This is a genomic window from Pseudomonas sp. Sample_10 (assembly GCF_004321495.1).
GTDB lineage: Bacteria > Pseudomonadota > Gammaproteobacteria > Pseudomonadales > Pseudomonadaceae > Aquipseudomonas.
The window spans coordinates 1-19,298 of sequence record NZ_RCOE01000248.1 but is presented as its reverse complement, the minus strand read 5'-3'; the positions used below and the strand labels follow the sequence as shown (position 1 = coordinate 19,298).

Annotated in this window: 21 protein-coding genes; 5 read left to right on the top strand and 16 right to left on the bottom strand. The window is 60.2% G+C overall.

The genetic code is table 11. From position 1 onward, the window contains the following. Positions 1–4 precede the first annotated feature (4 nt). Entirely contained in the window at positions 5–1,105 is a 1,101-nt protein-coding gene (locus D8U18_RS24880; RefSeq protein ID WP_056856266.1) for an efflux RND transporter periplasmic adaptor subunit, read from the bottom strand. 93 nt (positions 1,106–1,198) lie between these two features. Between D8U18_RS24880 and D8U18_RS24875 the strand changes: the two genes are divergently transcribed. Beyond that, positions 1,199–1,834: a TetR/AcrR family transcriptional regulator gene (locus tag D8U18_RS24875; protein ID WP_130906384.1), complete on the top strand. Its 636-nt coding sequence runs from the start codon at positions 1,199–1,201 to the stop codon at positions 1,832–1,834. A gap of 126 nt (positions 1,835–1,960) precedes the next feature. On the opposite strand, the gene D8U18_RS24870 is transcribed toward D8U18_RS24875, so the two are convergent. Further along, the gene (locus D8U18_RS24870; protein ID WP_177336602.1) at positions 1,961–2,740 is read right to left on the bottom strand and encodes a class I SAM-dependent methyltransferase; all 780 of its coding nucleotides are present in this window, start codon (positions 2,738–2,740) and stop codon (positions 1,961–1,963) included. Between the two features lie 96 nt (positions 2,741–2,836). On the opposite strand from D8U18_RS24870, the gene D8U18_RS24865 reads away from it, so the two are divergent. After that, the gene (locus tag D8U18_RS24865) at positions 2,837–3,457 is read left to right on the top strand and encodes a hypothetical protein (protein WP_056856269.1); all 621 of its coding nucleotides are present in this window, start codon (positions 2,837–2,839) and stop codon (positions 3,455–3,457) included. Positions 3,458–3,472: 15 nt separating this feature from the next. On the opposite strand, the gene D8U18_RS24860 is transcribed toward D8U18_RS24865, so the two are convergent. The 7 genes from D8U18_RS24860 to ppc all read right to left on the bottom strand — a co-directional run bounded on the left by D8U18_RS24860 (position 3,473) and on the right by ppc (position 10,804). Then, positions 3,473–4,168: an extensin family protein gene (locus D8U18_RS24860; protein ID WP_056856270.1), complete on the bottom strand. Its 696-nt coding sequence runs from the start codon at positions 4,166–4,168 to the stop codon at positions 3,473–3,475. Between the two features lie 2 nt (positions 4,169–4,170). Beyond that, positions 4,171–4,992 carry an isocitrate lyase/phosphoenolpyruvate mutase family protein gene (locus tag D8U18_RS24855; RefSeq protein WP_056856271.1) on the bottom strand — a complete coding sequence of 274 codons (822 nt, stop codon included), beginning with the start codon at positions 4,990–4,992 and terminating at the stop codon, positions 4,171–4,173. Positions 4,993–5,027: 35 nt separating this feature from the next. Continuing rightward, complete coding sequence (locus tag D8U18_RS24850) at positions 5,028–5,888, bottom strand: DUF72 domain-containing protein (RefSeq protein WP_131108779.1); 861 nt, start codon at positions 5,886–5,888, stop codon at positions 5,028–5,030. Continuing rightward, positions 5,888–6,193, bottom strand: a complete 306-nt coding sequence (locus D8U18_RS24845) for a hypothetical protein (protein ID WP_056856273.1) — start codon at positions 6,191–6,193, stop codon at positions 5,888–5,890. The genes D8U18_RS24850 and D8U18_RS24845 overlap by 1 nt, the downstream gene beginning before the upstream one ends. 274 nt (positions 6,194–6,467) lie before the next feature. Continuing rightward, a complete protein-coding gene (gene tsaB / locus D8U18_RS24840) occupies positions 6,468–7,142 on the bottom strand; it encodes a tRNA (adenosine(37)-N6)-threonylcarbamoyltransferase complex dimerization subunit type 1 TsaB (RefSeq protein WP_131108777.1) in 675 nt (224 codons plus the stop codon). A 95-nt stretch (positions 7,143–7,237) separates the two neighbouring features. Then, positions 7,238–7,885: an adenylate kinase gene (gene adk / locus D8U18_RS24835; protein ID WP_056856275.1), complete on the bottom strand. Its 648-nt coding sequence runs from the start codon at positions 7,883–7,885 to the stop codon at positions 7,238–7,240. Positions 7,886–8,173: 288 nt separating this feature from the next. Beyond that, positions 8,174–10,804: a phosphoenolpyruvate carboxylase gene (gene ppc / locus D8U18_RS24830; RefSeq protein ID WP_130908515.1), complete on the bottom strand. Its 2,631-nt coding sequence runs from the start codon at positions 10,802–10,804 to the stop codon at positions 8,174–8,176. Between the two features lie 202 nt (positions 10,805–11,006). Here ppc and D8U18_RS24825 point away from each other — a divergent pair, with 202 nt between their 5' ends. The 3 genes from D8U18_RS24825 (at position 11,007) to D8U18_RS24815 (ending at position 12,915) form a co-directional block, all read left to right on the top strand. Beyond that, positions 11,007–11,351 carry a hypothetical protein gene (locus tag D8U18_RS24825; RefSeq protein ID WP_056856277.1) on the top strand — a complete coding sequence of 115 codons (345 nt, stop codon included), beginning with the start codon at positions 11,007–11,009 and terminating at the stop codon, positions 11,349–11,351. Positions 11,352–11,656: 305 nt separating this feature from the next. Beyond that, on the top strand, positions 11,657–12,070 hold the full coding sequence (locus tag D8U18_RS24820; RefSeq protein ID WP_056856278.1) for a DUF4398 domain-containing protein: 414 nt from the start codon (positions 11,657–11,659) through the stop codon (positions 12,068–12,070). A 47-nt stretch (positions 12,071–12,117) separates the two neighbouring features. Beyond that, entirely contained in the window at positions 12,118–12,915 is a 798-nt protein-coding gene (locus tag D8U18_RS24815; protein ID WP_056856279.1) for an OmpA family protein, read from the top strand. Positions 12,916–13,054: 139 nt separating this feature from the next. Here D8U18_RS24815 and D8U18_RS24810 read toward each other — a convergent pair whose 3' ends face one another. The 7 genes from D8U18_RS24810 to D8U18_RS24775 all read right to left on the bottom strand — a co-directional run. Continuing rightward, positions 13,055–13,384 (bottom strand): hypothetical protein, encoded by a 330-nt coding sequence (locus tag D8U18_RS24810; protein WP_056856280.1) that lies wholly within the window; start codon positions 13,382–13,384, stop codon positions 13,055–13,057. Beyond that, positions 13,381–14,295, bottom strand: a complete 915-nt coding sequence (locus tag D8U18_RS24805) for an alpha/beta hydrolase (protein ID WP_056856281.1) — start codon at positions 14,293–14,295, stop codon at positions 13,381–13,383. Before D8U18_RS24805 ends, D8U18_RS24810 begins: the two co-directional genes overlap by 4 nt. 274 nt (positions 14,296–14,569) lie before the next feature. Next, the gene (locus tag D8U18_RS24795; protein WP_056856282.1) at positions 14,570–15,847 is read right to left on the bottom strand and encodes a flavohemoglobin expression-modulating QEGLA motif protein; all 1,278 of its coding nucleotides are present in this window, start codon (positions 15,845–15,847) and stop codon (positions 14,570–14,572) included. A gap of 27 nt (positions 15,848–15,874) precedes the next feature. Then, positions 15,875–16,429, bottom strand: coding sequence for a hypothetical protein (locus D8U18_RS24790; RefSeq protein WP_056856283.1), 555 nt, complete (start codon positions 16,427–16,429; stop codon positions 15,875–15,877). Between the two features lie 171 nt (positions 16,430–16,600). Beyond that, positions 16,601–17,305, bottom strand: coding sequence for a TetR family transcriptional regulator (locus D8U18_RS24785; RefSeq protein WP_056856284.1), 705 nt, complete (start codon positions 17,303–17,305; stop codon positions 16,601–16,603). A gap of 113 nt (positions 17,306–17,418) precedes the next feature. Continuing rightward, positions 17,419–18,921, bottom strand: coding sequence for a lysine--tRNA ligase (gene lysS / locus D8U18_RS24780; RefSeq protein ID WP_130904467.1), 1,503 nt, complete (start codon positions 18,919–18,921; stop codon positions 17,419–17,421). A gap of 111 nt (positions 18,922–19,032) precedes the next feature. Next, positions 19,033–19,298, bottom strand: a 266-nt coding sequence (locus D8U18_RS24775) for a peptide chain release factor-like protein (RefSeq protein WP_277752492.1), incomplete at its 5' end; no start/stop codon positions are given.

The following is a 19,298-nucleotide window of genomic DNA, read 5'->3' as shown; positions in this document are numbered from 1 at the left end:
GGGATTACTCCTTGTGCGCCAGATTGACCACGCGGTTGGAGCGATCCACCGGGCGTACTTGTTGCCCGTCGAGCAGCACATGGACGCCCGCGGCCACCACCCAGTCGCTGGCGTTGAGTCCTTCGAGCACCGGGACGGTTTTCTCGCCGAAGGCACCCACCCGCACCGGGGTGCGCTTCAAAGTGTTGTTGGCGCTGACGACCCAGACGTAGGTCACGCCGCCTTCTGCGGTCAACGCCGACAGCGGCACAGACAACGGTGCGGCTTGGGCAGCCTGGACAAACACGCGGGCACTCTGGCCGAGTTCCACCGGCACCTTGCCGGTGTTGAACGCGATGCGCGCGGCGAAGGTGCGGGACTTGGGATCAGCGGCCGGCGACAATTCGCGGATATGCCCGGCGAAGCGCTGGTCCGGATGCGTCCACAGTTCCACAGCTACCGGCTGGCCGACCTTGAAGCGGCCGAAGCTTTGTTCCGGCAGGCTGATCAGGACTTCACGCTCGCCATCGGTCGCCAGGGTAAACACCGTTTGCCCAGCGGCCACCACTTGCCCCACTTCCACGGCGCGTTTGGCTACCACGCCATCCTGTGGCGCACGCAGCACCGCGTAACTGGCCTGATTGGTCGAAACGTTGAATTCGGCTTTGATTTGTTTGAGACGCGCTTCACCGGAACGGTAAAGGTTTTCGTGATTGTCGTATTGCGAACGGCTGACCAGCTGACGCTCCATCAGCGTTTTATAGCGATCACGTTCAGCGCGCACCATGCTCAGATTGGCTTCGGCGGCGGCTACCTGGGCGCGGGTGGCCTCCAATTGCAGGCGCACGTCCTGGGGATCGAGTTCGGCCAGCGGCTGATCGGCCTTGACGCGCTGCCCCTCATCGACCAGTCGTCGGCTGACTTTGCCGCCGATGCGGAATGCCAGATCCGGCTCATAGCGCGCACGCACTTCACCGGGATAGCTTTCCATCGACTGCGTCGAAGGCTCTGGCTGAACCACCATGGCCGGGCGAACGCTGACTTGCGGCGCCTCTTCGTGACCACACGCAGTCAATAAAAACGCCAGGGTAACTGGCAGTGCGAGGGGCAAGGCATAGCGGAACATGGTGAAGGACCTTTCGCTAATGGTGCTTGGAATAATTATACTGGCGAGTATGTTATTAATAGCAAACTCACCAGTCCAGTAATAAAAGCGCATATGCCGAACAATCTTTCAGCACCCAATGGCCCGGGCCGCCCCAAGGATTTGGCCAAGCGCCAGGCGATCCTCGATGCAGCGAAGACGCTGTTTCTGACCAAGGGTTATGCCAACACCAGCATGGACGCAGTTGCAGCCGAGGCCGGGGTGTCAAAGCTGACGGTCTACAGCCATTTCAACGACAAGGAGACGCTGTTCTCCGCTGCCGTGATGGCCAAGTGTGAGGAGCAACTGCCGACGCTGTTTTTCGAATTGCCCGAAGGCGTGGCAGTGGAAACCGTGCTGCTGAACATCGCGCGCGGTTTTCATCAATTGATCAACAGTGACGAGTCAGTGAACCTGCACCGCTTGATGATGACCCTGGGCAGTCAGGACCCGAAGCTCTCGCAGATCTTCTTCGAGGCCGGACCGCAGCGCATGCTGCACGGTATGGAGCGCCTGTTGAGCAAGATCAATGAAAGCGGCGTGCTGAGCATCGACAAACCGCACAACGCGGCGGAACATTTCTTCTGCCTGCTCAAGGGCGCGGGGAATTTTCGTTTGCTTTATGGTTGTGGCGAACCGCTGGTTGGCGATGAAGCCGAGAGCCATGTGCAGGAAGTGGTGGGGTTGTTTATGCGGGCGTATCGGCCCTAGCGGTGATCGTTCCCACGCTCTGCGTGGGAACGCCTCAGGGGACGCTCCGCGTTCCAGCTCTCGAATGGGACGCGGAGCGTCCCGGGCTGCATTCCCACGCAGAGCGTGGGAACGATCAGCTTCAACTTACGGCTTGAGCGCCTTCTTCGGATAAATGTCATACCGACTGGACTTGCCATCCAGCGCATGGCTCGGCTTCGGCCCTTCAATGCACGGGGCCTTGCGCGGGCGCTTGACCACCACCCGGTGGCTGGCCAACGCCAACGCGGCCTCGAGCAATGCCGGTGCATCCGGGTCATCCCCCACCAGTGGCCGGAACAGGCGCATTTCCTTCTTCACCAACGCGGTTTTCTCACGGTGAGGAAACATCGGGTCGAGGTAGATCACCTGCGGCGGCTCGCCCTGCCAATTGCGCATCACCTCGATCGAGTTGCCCTTGAGCAAGCGCATCCGCGCGACGATCGGCGCCACATCGAAATCTTCCGCGCCTCGGGCCAGACCATCCTCCAGCAAAGCGCCAATCAAAGGCTGGCGCTCGATCAGGCTCATCTCGCAACCGAGGCTGGCCAGCACGAACGCATCCTTGCCCAACCCCGCCGTCGCATCCAGCACCCGCGGGCGCACGCCCTGAGCCACGCCGACAGCCTTGGCGATCATCTGCCCGCTGCCACCGCCATACAACCGGCGATGCGCCGCGCCACCCTCGACGAAGTCCACCCGCACCGGGCCCGGCGCATCCGGCCCCAGCTGTTGCAGCTGCAAGCCCATGTCACCCACCTGCAATGCAAACTCGCCATCAGCCACTTGCAGCGGCAGGCCCAGGCGCTCGGCCCATTGCTCGGCTTGGGGTTCGAAGGCTGCGTCCAACGCCTCGACATGGATGCGGCACGCCGCGGGTTGATCAATCATCGGAAAACACGCTCAAAAAATTAATGATCGGCAAAAACGGCCGATAACAAAACTATCGAGCATTTTGCCAGAGCTGAGCGTCGACCGAGAGAAATGTCAGACATTCAACCGACAATCACAGGTTTTATCTCGCCCTACGGCGACTACAACCTGCGAAATACCCAGGCACTGAGCGGCGTCAGCCACATCTGGCAGGATTTCTTTGCCCGGGCGCTGGCCGAACAGTCGGGTGAAGTGCTGCCCAAATCGCTGAACTTTCCACCGGTCGATCTCGACAGCCCGGTTGAACCCACCGTTGGCAGCGATCTGCTGGCGCACATCGTTGCCCAGCGCGAATGCGATGTGCAGGACAACGAGATTCGCCCGCCCGAGCCACTCTTCCTGCCGATTGCCGAGTTCGAAATGGACCTGGCCGACAAGCCGTTCCCACCGTTCCCGGCGCAAGAAATCGTCGCCCAGCAGAAACAACAGGATTTCGAAAGCGGCTGGGTGCGCCCGCTTGTGCTGACCGCCGGCCAGCCATTGCCGGAAGCCGGCCCCGCGCCGCAACCGCGTCCACTGCACCTGCCGATTGCCGAGTTCGAACTGGACCTGCTGGACAAGCCGTTCCCGCCGTTCTCCCCGGAAGAGTTGCTGGAGCAACAGAAACAACTCGATTTCGATAATGGTTGGGCGCGCCCGATCATCCTGCAGAACCTGCGCCTCGCCGCCTGAGCCTCAACGTCCGCTTCAGCGACAAACCCACCACGGCCCGACATCGACATGAAAGTGATTGCGATGCGCGGCGTTGTAATCCGGACCCAACACCACACTGAACAAGCCGCAGGCGCCATCGCGGACTTGTCTTAGAAACTGCGCATCCTGATTGTCCTTGGGCCAATCCTTGAGCACGCTGATGGTTCGACCATCGGCCAGGCGAAAACCGGCGATGTCCAGCGCATTGGCCGACGCGTGTTGACTACGCCGGCCATTCTCGCGGCTGTAGACATTGCGACAGGCAAAGCTGCCGAGATGGTCGACCCGCGCCACCGCTTGCCCATAGACCGCCTGCGCCGCGGGTTGCAGGGCGTGATGTTCGAACAGCGCGAACGACACGGCCAGGCGGCAACTGGCGAGGAAACTGCTGCTCAGGGCAACATCACCGCCCTGTACGCGCAGGGCATTGCTGAGTGGGCATTGGGCGTCGGGGCTGTTGGCTTGCGGGGTCACGCGCAGACCGGAACTGCTCAGGGCTTGCGCGCAGAGTTGCGGATCATCGCGCAGGCGCATCAGTTTGTAGCGGGTCAGCAGGTTCGGCGCAGCCTTCACATCCAGCGGCGCCCAGGGGTTCCATTGCGGCGGTATTTCCAGCCAACCACGCCAGATGCTGAGCACTCCGCCGCCAATGATCAACAGCACCAGCAGCATCCAGCGCCCGTTGCCCATGCTCAGCCTTTGAACAACTGATTGGCCTGGGCGTACGGCATGGAGCGCGACGTGAACCCGAAGGTGCCGGACGTCTTGATCTCTTCGGCGGCGCGATAGAACTCCCCCAGCGCTGCCAATGCCAACGCCGAGCCGACGCTGATGCGCTTGACGCCCATGTCGCTCAATTGCTGCACCGTCAGCTGCAAACCTCCGGACATCAACACATTGACCGGTTTCGGCGCCACCGCGCGGACAACCGCCAGCACATCGTCGGCACTGCGCAAGCCCGGCGCATACAACACGTCGGCCCCGGCCTCCGCGAATGCCTGCAAGCGGCGAATCGTGTCGTCCAGATCCGGATTGCCGTGCAGGAAATTCTCGGCCCGGGCGGTCAGCATGAAAGGGAAAGGCAGACTGCGGGCGGCAGCGACGGCGGCCTCGATGCGCGCGACGGCATGCTCGAAGCAGTAGATCGGAGCGTCCTCGCGGCCAGTGAAGTCTTCAATCGAACCGCCCACTGCCCCGGCCTGCGCTGCGCGCAACAGACTTTTCGCGCATTCCGCCGGGTCATCGGCAAAACCATTTTCCAGATCGACCGCGACCGGCAAATCGCTGGCGCCGACAATCGCCCTGACGTTGGCGAGGGTATCGTCCAGGGTCAGGCCACCATCCGGGCGCGCGTTGGAAAAAGCGTAACCGGCGCTGGTGGTCGCCAGCGCCTCGAAGCCCAGGCTGGCGAGCATTTTTGCCGATCCGGCATCCCACGGGTTGGGAATAACGAAAGCGCTGCTGCGTTCGTGCAAGGCTTTGAACGCTTGGGCTCGAAGGGTTTGCGCATCCATTGGCAGGCTCCTGAAGAAGGCGAACGAATCCGCCTTCAGAGCAAGCCAAGTTGCTCGGCGGCGGGTTTCCTGTATAGCTCAGGCAGCGCCGGCAAGCCAGGTAATCGCAGTATCAGGCGACGGTGAAAACGCTGGGCCAGTTTAGCCGCCAGCAGATTGTCGGCGGTGTGCAGGAAAATATACGGCGTGCGCCCCTCTTCAATCCACAGGGCAATTTTTTCCACCCACGGCAATAGAAACGGGTCGTTTGCCTCAAGCTCTGGATGACCGATGAAACGCACCTGCGGAAATTGCGTGAACGCTGCCGGGCGAGGTGGAACACGCGGTTTTTTCGATTGCGCGTGAAGCACCGAAGGATCGATCGAGGTGCAGCTGAACAATGCGCGCGGGTCGAGGCAGATGCGTTCAACGCCGCGATCCAGCAACAGGCGGTTGAGCATCCGTTCGCTGTCACCCTTGGCGAAAAAATCGTCATGCCGCACTTCCACCGCCAACGGCCGCTCCAACGCGTCAATGAATGCAGCCAGCTCGGGCAAGCGTTGCGGGGTGAAGCTTTTCGACAATTGCAGCCACAGCGGCGACACCCGCTGACCCAGTGGGCTGAGCAATCGGGTGAAGGTTTCGACAGCGGTCAGTTGGTCACGCAGGTCACCGCCATGGCTGATGTCGCCGGGGAATTTGGCGGTGAAGCGAAAGTGCTCGGGCATGGCCTCGGCCCAGCGCTGCACGGTGCCGGCAGCGGGGCTCGCGTAGAACGTCGTATTACCTTCCACGGCGTTGAACACCTGGCAATACAGATCAAGAAAATCGGCGGGTTTGGCGTCAGGCGGATACAGGTATTCGCGCCAGGCGTTTTCACTCCAGGAGGGGCAGCCGAGGTAGTAAGGCAGCAACATCAGATGTACAGGTCGAGACCCAGCACTTCCGCATCCCAATCGACGAACCCGGCGGTGCTGAGGTAGCTGGCCAAAGCCATCGCCACACTTTTGCTCATCGCACGGTGGTAGAGCATGTCCTGCTGACGGGCGGGAAGATTGCTAAGGCGTTGCGCAGCGGACTTGGCGGCTCGCGCAGCCAGTTGCTCTTCAGACGCAAACTCCGGCTCGCCGTCGATTTCGACGGACTCGTCCTCCACCACATGGCCTTTGCGAGGCTTGCGCTTGATGGGGTAGGACTGAGAGGAAATGCCGTCTATACGCATAAGTGCATGCTCGGTATCAGTGATGGCAGTTTAGTGGCGCATAGCCCGCTTCGCAAACCGCCGAGTGATAACTAGAACACATAAAAAGCAAAAGGTTTAAAAGCTGCGGTTAGAAAACGACGATTGGCCAAGTTGGAACAAGATGTGGCAAGGGAGCAAGTTCCCGCTGGGCTGCGAAGCGGCCCCGATTGCGGTCGGTTGAATCGCGTTGGCTGGTTTTACGACTGCTGCGCAGCCGAGCGGGAGCAAGCTCCCTCGCCACAATAAAACCTGATTAACGCGCCTTGGGCGTCGCCACTTTGTCGCGCAGATAAACTGGCTGCGCCTTGTCGGCCACAATCGCTTCACCACGCTCCCAGGCAAATCGCGCCAGGGTCAGCAAATCTTCTGCATGAGGCAACATGCCCGCATCCTGACCGCTCAGGTTGACCGCAATCCGCTCGCCATAACCCCAACCGGTGCCGGCGCCGAACCATTCGCCACTGGCATCACCCGGCAATGCGGCCGACTCGGGCGGCAATACCGCTTCTGCGCCAACCAGGCGCATCTCCCCCCCCGTTTCGCGATAGCAACCCCAATACACTTCATCCATGCGTGCATCGATGGCCGCCGCAACCTGGCTGGCGCCATGTTCGCGGTAAGCGCGCTGGGCCAGCACGGCGAGGTTCGATACCGGCAACACCGGGCGATCCAGCGCGAATGCCAGACCCTGCACCACACCGATGGCAATGCGCACGCCAGTGAAAGCGCCCGGCCCGCGACCGAACGCAATGGCATCGACTGCTTGCAGGGTGGTGCCGGCGTCGGCCAGCAACTGCTGGATCATCGGCAGCAATTTCTGCGCGTGCAGACGCGGGATCACCTCGTAATGGCTCGTCACTTTGCCGTCATGCAGCAAGGCAACGGAGCAAGCTTCAGTCGCGGTGTCCAGGGCCAGCAAGGTGCTCATCGATGTTTCCGTAACAAGTGGTCAGAAAAAAGTGCGTCAGTATAAACAACTACGGCCCGCAAGCGGGCCGTGGATGATGCAACGGTTCAGAGTTTTCAGCTCAGGGCAGCAAGAACCTTGGCGGTGATTGCTTCTACCGAACCGACGCCTTCGATATGGCTGTACTTCGGCTTGCCATTGGCAGCAGACAGTTTCTGGTAGAAATCCACCAGCGGCTTGGTCTGCGAATGGTAGACCGACAGGCGATGACGCACGGTTTCTTCGGTGTCGTCCTTGCGCTGTACCAGCTCTTCGCCGGTGATGTCGTCTTTGCCGGCAATTTTCGGCGGGTTGTAGACGATGTGGTACACGCGGCCGCTGGCTTCGTGGACACGACGACCGGCAATGCGCTGGACGATTTCTTCGTCTTCAACGGCGATCTCGACCACAGCGTCCAGCTCGACGCCGGCAGTCACCAAGGCTTCAGCCTGAGGAATGGTGCGCGGAAAACCGTCGAACAGGAAACCGTTGGCGCAATCAGCCTGGGAGATACGGTCCTTGACCAGCGCGATGATCAGGTCATCGGAAACCAGGCCGCCGGCATCCATGATGCTCTTGGCCTTGATGCCCAGTTCGGTGCCGGCCTTGACCGCAGCACGCAACATGTCGCCGGTGGAAATTTGCGGAATGCCGAATTTTTCGGTGATGAACTTAGCCTGAGTACCTTTACCGGCCCCGGGAGCTCCCAGCAGAATGACGCGCATCGATGTGCTCCTCAATTTTTTATATGGATAACGTCAGATTCGCCTCGTGGGGCCAATCTCAAAAATAGGGTCGTGACCGCCCAAACGGCCAAAGGCTGATCAAGATACACAGCAGGCTGCGACCACACAAGCCGCCAAAAGTCGGAGAAACCCGCGTCGGCTACGACCTTTGGACGCGGTTTCCCTCGTCGCAACCCCAACATTAACTGTCGCTTGGCAGCACTTTTATCCGCGCCCTCGGACGGCATCCGGCACATGCTCCGGACGCCTCATCCAACGACAAAAACTTTAGCCGGTATTGCGCAAACCAGCGGCAATCCCCGCCACAGACACCAGCAACGCCTGTTCCACCGGGCTGTCCTGTGCCACATCCTGTTGCCGCGAACGGGCCAGCAACTCGGCCTGCAATAGATGAAGCGGGTCGAGGTAAGTGTTGCGCAGGCGAATGAATTCGAGGGTGGCTGGGCTATGTGCCAGTAGCTGCGACTGACCGGTCAGCCCGAGCACGATCGAGCACGCCTGCGACAATAGGTCGCGTAAGTGCGCGCCCAACGGCAGCAGATCCGGTTCGACCAGACGCTGATCGTAGGATTGCGCGATATCGGCGTCGGCCTTGGCCAGGACCATTTCCAGCATATCGATGCGGGTGCGGAAGAAAGGCCATTGCTCGCGCATCTGCCCCAGCAGTTCGCCTTCGCCGCGCTCCAGCGCCTTGCTCAGCGCCGCTTCCCAGCCGAGCCAGGCCGGCAACATCAGGCGCGTCTGGGTCCAGCCGAAGATCCACGGGATTGCGCGCAGGCTTTCGATCCCGCCGGCACGACGCTTGGCCGGGCGACTGCCCAGTGGCAAGCGTCCCAATTCCTGTTCCGGGGTCGATTGGCGGAAGTACTCGACGAACTGCGGGTTTTCCCGCACCACGGCGCGGTACGCACGGACCCCGTCGGCGGCCAGTTCGTCCATCAAGTGGCGCCACTCGGGCGTGGGCGGCGGCGGTGGCAACAACGTCGCTTCGAGTACCGCCGCCAGATACAGATTGAGGTTCTGTTCGGCGATGTCCGGCAGGCCGAATTTGAAACGAATCATTTCCCCTTGCTCGGTGGTACGGAAACGCCCCGCCACCGACCCCGGTGGTTGCGACAAAATCGCCGCATGCGCCGGGCCGCCGCCACGGCCCACGGTGCCACCGCGACCGTGGAACAACAGCAGCTCCACCTGCTGCTCGCGGCAGATATCCACCAGACGCTCCTGCGCCCGATACTGCGCCCACGCTGCTGCGGTGGTGCCGGCATCCTTGGCCGAGTCGGAGTAGCCGATCATCACTTCCTGCGGCCCTTGCAGACGCGAGCGATAACCCGGCAGCAACAACAGTTTTTCAATCACCGGGCCGGCGTTGTCGAGGTCGGCCAGGGTTTCGAACAACGGCACCACGCGCATCGGCCGCAACACGCCGGATTCTTTGAGCAGCAACTGAACCGTCAGCACATCGGAAGCGGCACCGGCCATGGAGATGACGTAGGAACCAAGGGAAGCTTGTGGCGCGGCAGCGATTTCCCGGCAGGTCGCCAACACTTCGGCGGTGTCGGCGGACGGTTTGTAGTGGGCCGGCAGCAAGGGCCGTCGGTTGTTCAGTTCGCGGGTCAGGAACGTGATGCGTTCTTCCTCGCTCCAATCCTCGTAGCGGCCCAGGCCGAGGTAATCAGTGATTTCGCTCATGGCCGCGCTATGGCGCGACGAGTCCTGGCGCACATCCAGCCGCACCAGGAACAGGCCGAACGTCACCGCCCGGCGCAGGCAATCGAGCAGCGGGCCGTCGGCGATCACGCCCATGCCGCACTCATGCAGCGAGTGGTAGCAAAGCTCTAGAGGATCAAGCAGGTCGCGGTTGTCTTGCAGTACGTCGGCCGAAGCAGGTGTCGGCGTAGTCAACGCAGTGTGAGCCCAATTGCGGGTAGCGCGCAGGCGTTCTCGCAGTTGTTTGAGTACGGCTCGATACGGTTCGGCACTGTCGCCAGCCTTGGCCTTCAGTTCGTCACTGGCCTGCTGCATCGACAGTTCGGCGGCGAGATGATCGATATCGCGCAGGTACAGATCGGCGGCCATCCAGCGTGCCAGCAGGAGCACTTCACGGGTCACCGCTGCCGTCACGTTCGGGTTGCCGTCACGGTCGCCGCCCATCCACGAAGCAAAGCGGATCGGCGCAGCCTCCAGCGGCAAACGCAGGCCCGTGGCGGCATGCAGTGCCTGATCGGCCTTGCGCAGATAATTCGGAATCGCCTGCCACAGCGAATGCTCGATCACTGCAAAGCCCCATTTGGCTTCATCGACCGGCGTCGGGCGCGTACGGCGTATCTCTTCGGTGTGCCAGGCTTCGGCGATCAGGCGTTGCAACGTCGTCCTGATCTGCTCGCGCTCGGCGCTGGTCAGGTCGCGGTGGTCCTGGGCGGCCAGTTGAGCGGCAATCGCGTCGTATTTCTGGATCAGTGTGCGGCGCGCGACTTCGGTCGGGTGCGCGGTCAACACCAGTTCGATTTCCAGTCGTCCAAGTTGCCGGGCCAATGACTCGGCGCCATGGCCTTCGTCTCGCAGGCGCGCGAGTAGTTCCGGCAGTACCCGTGACTCGAACGGTGCCTGTTGGGATTCTTCGCGACGATGAATCAACTGGTATTGCTCGGCGATGTTGGCCAGGTTGAGGAACTGGTTGAACGCCCGCGCCACCGGCAGCAATTCAGCTTCGGTCAATTGATTGAGGCTGGCGCTCAGCTCGGCGTCCATCGAGCCGCGACGGTCAGCCTTGGCGCCTTTGCGGATCTGCTCGATCTTGTCGAGAAAGCCGTCCCCGTACTGTTCACGAATGGTATTGCCCAACAGCTCACCCAACAGGTGAACGTCCTCGCGCAAGCGTGCATCGATATCGGTCATCAGCAGTTCTCCAGCAAAGAATCCGGGCGGCCAGTAAACCCAAGAGTGCCGCCCCAGACGTCTTCTTACAAGCAAGACGACGAAGGACCTTTAAACCTTGTGCGTTGAAGCTAGTCTGAACAGTACGCCGTACAACGGCTGTCGCCGGCCAACGCCGGATACTCCCCCGGCCTGCCACGAGCAGGCGCGCAACGAGGTGATTATGAAAATCCGTGAACTTGCCCAGCATTGGGAAGAAAACGCCAAGGGTCGCCTGACCAAGACCGGCTACACGATTCACCTGGACGTGGAAGCCGCCGCACGCCTGGCAGCGATTACCGAGATGTACCCCAAGCGGCATCCCGAAGAGTTGCTTGGCGAGTTGATCGGCGCCGCACTTGAAGAACTCGAAAAGAGCTTCCCGTATGTGAAGGGCTCGACAGTGGTCGCCACCGACGAAGAAGGTGACCCGCTGTACGAAGACATCGGCCCGACTCCGCGTTTTCTTGCGCTGTCCAGGCGCCATCTGCACGATTTGTCAGCTGGCAACGACAAGCAAAAACACTGATTCCCTCCTCCGCACATCCCCCCTGTGGGAGCGAGCCTGCTCGCGATAGCTGACTGACATTCAACTTCAATGTCGACTGATACAGCGCTATCGCGAGCAGGCTCGCTCACACATTTTTTGCTTTAAGCCCCTGCCAAGCCGATCACGTTTTTTTCGATAGCTGGCTAAATTTCTCTGAACTTTCAAAAAACGCCTCGGGTCAACCCAAGTAACCACGCCTGGGACGGCCGTTTCAAAACGACCCGAAAATGACGGTTCGGCTCCTTGCCCAGGATGGATGTTCACGTTGTTCAGGAAGTAGTCCAATGGAGTTGAAGATTATGAAAACCAGAACTGGCAAATCCTCGTTTACCCCACTGCATGGCCTGAAGATGGCTGCCCTGGCCATCGGCAGCAGCCTTGTGCTGGCCGGTTGCGCCGGCAACCCACCGTCCGAGCAATTCGCCGTCAGCGAGTCTGCAGTCAAAGACGCCGTCAGCGCGGGCGGTACCGAATTTGCTGCGGTGGAAATGAAGGCTGCCCAGGACAAGCTCAAGCAAGCGGAAATCGCCATGCACGACAAACAGTACGATCAGGCGAAAGTCCTGGCTGAACAGGCTGAGTGGGATGCCCGCGTAGCCGAGCGCAAAGCCCAGGCGATGAAAGCCGAACAGACTGTAAAGGACTCTCAAAAAGGGGTTCAGGAACTGCGTCAGGAAAGTCAGCGCACCGTCCAGTAACGGCGCGACATGACTATCTCTCAGACGATCAAAAGGACGATACCACTATGAATTCCAAACATTTGATGCTCCCTGCTCTGCTGGCCGCAAGCGTTGCCCTGGCTGCCTGCTCCACGCCGCCAAATGCCAACCTTGAACAGGCCCGCACCAATTATTCCGGCCTGCAAGCCAACCCGCAGGCGAGCAAAGTCGCCGCACTGGAAACCAAGGAAGCCAGTGATTACCTGGACAAGGCCGACAAGGCTTACCTGGACAAGGAAGATCAGGCCAAGGTCGATCAGTTGGCCTATTTGACCAACCAGCGGGTTGAAGTCGCCAAACAGACCATCGCCCTGCGCACCGCCGAAGCCAATCTGAAAAATGCTTCGGCACAACGCGCCCAGGCCCGTCTCGACGCTCGCGATCAACAGATCAAACAGTTGCAGGACAGCCTCAACGCCAAACAGACCGATCGCGGCACCCTGGTGACGTTCGGTGATGTGCTGTTCGCTACCGACAAGGCCGAGCTGAAATCCAACGGCCTGATGAACATCAACAAACTGGCGCAGTACCTCCAGGAAAACCCTGATCGCAAAGTGATCGTCGAGGGCTACACCGACAGCACCGGGACCGCGTCGCACAACCAGTCGCTGTCGGAACGTCGCGCCAACTCCGTGCGCATGGCGCTGGTGAAGATGGGCGTTGATCCGACCCGCATCGTCGCCCAGGGTTACGGCAAGGAATACCCGGTGGCGGATAACACCAGCACCTCGGGCCGGGCGCAAAACCGTCGGGTGGAAGTGACGATCTCCAACGATAACCAACCGGTGATTCCGCGTTCGGCGGTGAGCTCTAACACCCAGTAAGTTGTCAGCACACAAAAATCTGTGGGAGCCAGCCTGCTGGCGATAGCGTTGGATCAGTCAACATCACTGTTGAATGTTCAATCGCAATCGCCAGCAGGCTGGCTCCCACATTGGTTCTGTGTTGCCTGTGAAAATCGGTTTATTGCTCCAGCTTCTGCGGGGTTTCCTGGCCCATGCAACGCACCGCTTTCTTGCGGTCGTTGACCAGCACGCCGGTCAGGCCTTTCTGTTCGGTGTCGAACAACACCAGCACGCCATCGATGCACTGCGCCACTTGCGCGGCCGGTTCCAGGGAGACTTTGTAGTCTTCGCCCGGCACGGTCTTGAGCATGGTGAACTCATTGAGCAGCAACGCATCCTCGGGCTTGGCGAAGTGCAGGTAGCCGTACCACCACAGGGCGCCGACGGTGCCGAGGATGCTGCAGATACCGGTGATGATCAGCGGGATGGCGTTACGTTCTTCACTCATTGCGGGTTCTCTGATGGTTCGGCGGGGGAATTCGAGGGTGCCGGGTAATTGGGTATTTCACCCAGGCGGCGCAGGCCGTTGAAATGTTGCGGATCGTCCAGATAGCGCAACATGACGGTGCGCCAGACCGGGTCGGCGAATGTCTGCACGTGCCCACCGCGGGTCAATTGCAGCACGCGCGGCGGCGGCGCAGCTTGATACAGTCGGATGCCGTTGGAAAGAGGCACGATCGGATCATCGATGCTGTGGTAGATCAGTTTCGGTACGCCATTGAGCTGGGCCATGGAGTTGATGGCGCTGTCACCGTCCGGCACCAGCCAGGACAGCGGCACCTGGAATGTCCAGAACACCCACGAATGACTCAACGCAAACTGACCGACACTGCGGTAGCTGGCGGGCACACCATCGAGCACAAAAGCCTTGAGCTGTTTTTGCCGCTGCGGGTGCTGAACCAGGTAGTGAACTGCCATTGCCCCCCCGAGGCTCTGGCCGAGCAGAATCACTGGCTTGCCTTTGACCTCGGGTGCCTGATCGAGCCACTTGAACGCGGCATCGATGTCCTGGTAGATCGCCGGCAGACTCGGTTTGCCTTCGGACAACCCATAACCGCGATAGTCCAACAGCAGCACTTGATAACCCTGCTCGGGCAACCAATAACTGCCGCCAAGATGCATCGGCAAATTGCCGCCGTTGCCGTGCAGGTGCAGCACCGTGCCCTTGACCTCGACCCCCTGTTTCGCCGGTAGCCACCAGGCATTCAGCTTCAGGCCATCGGCGGTGACCAAGGTGACTTCGCGGTATTGGAGTTTGGCTTTTTCCGGGGTGAACAACTGGCCGGGTTCGGGGTAGAACAGCAGCGAACTGCAACCGCTCAGGGACAGGAGAAGGCAGAGGGTGCCGAGGATTCTCATCCGGTGAAACCTCGCAAGATTAGGTTGATCAAGATCGTTCCCACGCTTTGCGTGGGAATGCATACCGTGACGCTCTGCGTCACAGTGGACGCGGAGCGTCCATGGCGGCATTCCCACGCGGAGCGTGGGAACGATCAGAGATAAAGACTCTCAGGCAAATGATCAACCTGTGGGAGCGGGCTTGCCCGCGATAGCAATGTCACTGTCAACATTCATGCTGAATGTTATGCCGCCATCGCGGGCAAGCCCGCTCCCACAGGGTTATTCACCAGCCTTATAAAATGTTGGAATAATCCGCCTCGATCCGGTCCAGGCTCAGGTGGTTGAGGAAGTTCGAGAAGCACATCCATGCCGACAATGCGTTCATGTCACGGAACTGTTCCGGCAAATACTTGGGCGGCACTACCAGGCCTTCATCGACCAACTGGCGCAAGGTGCGCATGTCTTCCAGCGTGGTCTTGCCACAAAACAACAGCGGGATCTGCTCAAGCTTGCCTTTGCGCACGGCCAACTGAATGTAGTTGTAAATCATGATGAAGCCCTTGAGGTAGGACAAGTCTTTGGTAAATGGCAGACCTGTCGGTACCGAGCCACGGAAAACGCGACTGGCGTTGCTGTAGCTCTCGGGCATTTCAAAACCTTGTTCGCGGAAGAACTCGAACACCTGCAGGAAATCCGCGCCCTCCTCCACCATGTGGATCGCACGGGTGCGGTTGGTCAGTTTGCGCAGGCGGCTCGGGTAGGAGGCGAAGGTGATGATTTCCATCAGGATCGCCAAGCCTTCCTGGGTCACCGTCGACGAGGGCGGACCCTTCGACAGAAAGGTGCAGATCGGCTGGTTCAGGCCGTTGAGCGTGGTGCCGACGTGCACCAGCCCTTCGTGGACTTCCAGGGCGCGCACGTCACGCTCGTTGAACATAGCGTCGGTGCGGATCTTGATGTAGTCGGCGCCCGCCGCCGCGTCGGCGACGATGCCGTCGGACTCGAACACGCGGATGGTTTCCTCGGCCTCGCCAAATACCCTGTTCAAGCGGGTTTGCAGCAGGTGCACGGCTTCTTTGGCGGTCAGGGTCTTGGGTTCATCCTTCAGATCGCCACGGCCGTCAATATTGTTCAGGTACTCGGACAACATCATGCCCAGGTCAGACAGCGTCGGGTCACCGGCGTGGAACGCATCGGATGCGGCGCCATACAATTCCTGGGAAATCAGGCCGAAATCCTCGGTGCCGCGCGCTTCGAGCATGCGCACCACCATGCGGTACTCCTTGCACATACGGCGCATGATCTGACCGACCGGGTTGAACTGGCCGAGCTGACGGGTGATGTCGCGCTCGATGTTCTGGAATTCCAGCTTTACCTTGCTGGAGTCGAACGCCAGTGGCCGATTGAGGTAGTAGTCGCGGTCCACCGCTGGCATTTCCTTGCCTTTGGCCTTGAGGAAGCCCTTGCGAATATTCTCGTCCCACTTGACCGCGTCGAGGACGCGGATCGGCGTCTGCGCCAGCACAATGCGATCGGACAAAATGCGTATCGACTGCTGGTAATCGTCCACCCGAAACTCCTGTAGAAAATGCTGGGTTTATCTGGTTTTGGCCTGACGCTGATAGCGCACCACTTCGACGAATACATCGGAGTTGGCCGGATCGTCGAGCCAGGCGGACACCTGGTCCATGCTGTTGTCGATCAGCACGCCATCGCCGTCGTCGGTTTGAAAACGCTGGCCGCTCAGGACGTTCTGCCCCATCGCCTGTTGGATCTGTTCAAGGTCGAGGTTGTACACCACCAGTTCGTGCTTGTCGGTGAGTTCAAACCCGCCCACGGTGAAGTTGCCTCCAAACTGCGCCGGTACCTTCGCCGAGAAATACCAGCGATTGCCATGGCGCGACACCGTGAACGGGTAGGCCTCGCGCTCCCTGGGTTTGGCCCGGAAGTAACTGACTGCCTGATAGCGATTGTCGCCGACGCGCGTCAGTTCCAGATTGACCGGTTCCCCCCAGGCGTTGGTGCTGGTCCATTTGCCGAGCAACCCTTTGGGCGCAGGTTCGCCGGTGGGCAATGGTTCCTTGAAAGTCACCAGACAGCCACTGAGCAACAGGAACGACAAGGCGATCACAACGACACGCCAGGCTTTCATTCAACACTCCCTTGATGATCAAACCGCTTTGCTGATCGTTCCCACGGTCTGCGTGGGAACGCATCCAGTGACGCTCTGCGTCACACCGACAAGGGGCGCGGAGCGTCCCGGGCGGCATTCCCACGCAGAGCGTGGGAACGATCGGTACAGGGTTTAGTGACGGCGCGGGATTTATACCGATGCCAGCACCAAATGCATATAACGCGTAAGTATGCCGAGCATTTCCTCTTCGGCGACCGGCTCAGCCTCGTTGAGCAGGCCCTGATATTCCATCCGTCCGATTATAGACGTCAACACTTTGGCATCCTGTTGTGGCTCGCGCGAACCCAATACCTGGAAAAGCTGGCAAGACCCCTGCAACAGTATCTGCTGATGCGAGCGCACCAGCACAGCCAGACGCGGGTTCAACAGCGCTTCCTGGCGGAACGCCTGTTCGGCCATCAAATGCTCACGACGCGTCACCAGTTGCCGGTGGACATAGTCGGTCATCAACCGCGCAATGTCGTCCGCCAGTTTCGAGCGTGCCTGCGGACTGCCGTCGCCACTGGCGATCATGTCGCGCAACAGGCCTTCGTTGTTGACCCACAGCTTGGCCATGTACGCCGCGCTGCGTTCGACGTATTGGGCGAAGGTATCGGTGAGCAGGTCATCGATATCCTTGAAATAGTAAGTGGTTGCCGACAGCGGCACTTGCGCCTCGGCGGCCACTGCACGGTGCCTTACCGCCCGCACGCCATCACGCACGACAATGCGCATCGCGGCATCGAGAATGTCCTGTCGACGCTGTTCGCTGCCCTGTCGGCTGGCCTTGCGCCCCTGGTACTGGACACTCTCAGCGACCGCTGTGGCGACACCCGCCGCACCTTCTTGAGCCATTGCACCGTTCACGACAGGAACTCCTCTTTCACTTCAAAAGTAACCATTTGATACGTTTGTACCAGACAGGCAATAAAAAACCGCCTGAAAAGGCGGCTTTTTAACTGAAACACTTACGCTTGCGGCCGCATGTGCGGGAACAGGATCACGTCGCGGATCGACGGGGAGTTGGTCAGCAGCATCACCAGACGGTCGATGCCGATACCTTCACCGGCCGTTGGCGGCATGCCGTACTCCAGCGCACGAACGAAGTCGGCGTCGTAGTGCATGGCTTCGTCGTCGCCGGCGTCCTTATCGGCCACCTGCGCCATGAAACGCTCGGCCTGGTCTTCCGCGTCATTCAACTCGGAGTAGGCGTTGGCGATTTCACGGCCACCGATGAACAGTTCGAAACGGTCGGTAACGTTCGGGTTATCGTCGTTGCGACGGGCCAGCGGCGACACTTCGAACGGGTACTGGGTAATGAAGTGCGGCTGTTCCAGCTTGTGCTCGACCAGTTCTTCGAAAATCATCACCTGCAGCTTGCCCAGGCCCTCAAAGCCCAGCACCTTGGCGCCGGCCTTCTTGGCGATGGCACGGGCCTTGTCGATGTCGTTCAGGTCGTCAGCGGTCAGCTCAGGGTTGTACTTGAGGATCGAGTCGAACACCGACAGACGCACGAACGGCTCGCCGAAGTGGAACACCTTGTCGCCGTATGGCACGTCGGTGCTACCCAGAACCAGCTGCGCCAGTTCACGGAACAATTCTTCGGTCAGGTCCATGTTGTCTTCGTAGTCGGCGTAGGCCTGGTAGAACTCCAACATGGTGAATTCAGGGTTGTGTCGAGTCGAGACACCTTCGTTACGGAAGTTGCGGTTGATCTCGAACACTTTCTCGAAGCCGCCAACCACCAGGCGCTTGAGGTACAGCTCAGGCGCGATACGCAGGAACATTTCCATGTCCAGTGCGTTGTGGTGGGTTTCGAACGGCTTGGCCGCGGCGCCGCCCGGAATGGTCTGCAGCATCGGCGTTTCCACTTCCAGGAAGTCGCGCTTCATCAGGAAGCTGCGGATGTGCGCAATCACTTGCGAACGCACGCGGAAGGTCTGGCGCACGTCTTCGTTGACGATCAGGTCAACGTAACGCTGGCGATAGCGTTGTTCGGTATCGGTCAGGCCATGGTGCTTGTCCGGCAGCGGGCGCAGGGACTTGGTCAGCAGGCGCACGGTGGTCATTTCAACGTACAGGTCGCCCTTGCCGGAACGGGCCAGGGTCCCTTCGGCAGCAATGATGTCGCCCATGTCCCAGGTTTTCACCGCGGCCAGGGTTTCTTCGGACAGGGTCTTGCGGTTGACGTAGACCTGGATGCGACCGGTCATGTCCTGGATCACCATGAACGAGCCACGGTTAAGCATGATGCGACCGGCAACCTTGACCGGGATCGCAGCCTCTGCCAGCTCTTCCTTGGTCTTGTCCGCGTACTGTTTCTGCAAGGCATCGCAGTAGTTTTCGCGGCGGAAGTCGTTCGGGAAGGCGTTGCCCTTGGCGCGCTCGGCAGCCAGCTTTTCCTTGCGCAGGGCGATCAGGGAGTTTTCTTCCTGTTGCAGGGCTTGCGGGTCGAGTTCTAGGTCGCTCATGTCTTTAAATATTCCATCAGGTTCGTTGCCCCCGGGCCCTGCGGCCCGGGGATCGCCAGCAGGCTGGCTCCTACAGGGATCGCGCTGAATCAGCGATCCTGTGTGCGTCTTTTACAGCCCGGATTTCAGGCTGGCTTCCAGGTACTCGTCGATGTCGCCATCGAGCACCTTGTCGCAGTCGCTGCGTTCGATGTTGGTGCGCAGATCCTTGATCCGCGAGGCATCCAGCACGTACGAACGAATCTGGTGACCCCAGCCGATATCGGACTTGGTGTCTTCCAGGGCCTGGGAGGCCGCATTGCGTTTCTGCATTTCCTGCTCATACAACTTGGCCCGCAGCATTTTCATGGCGGTGTCCTTGTTGGCGTGCTGGGAAC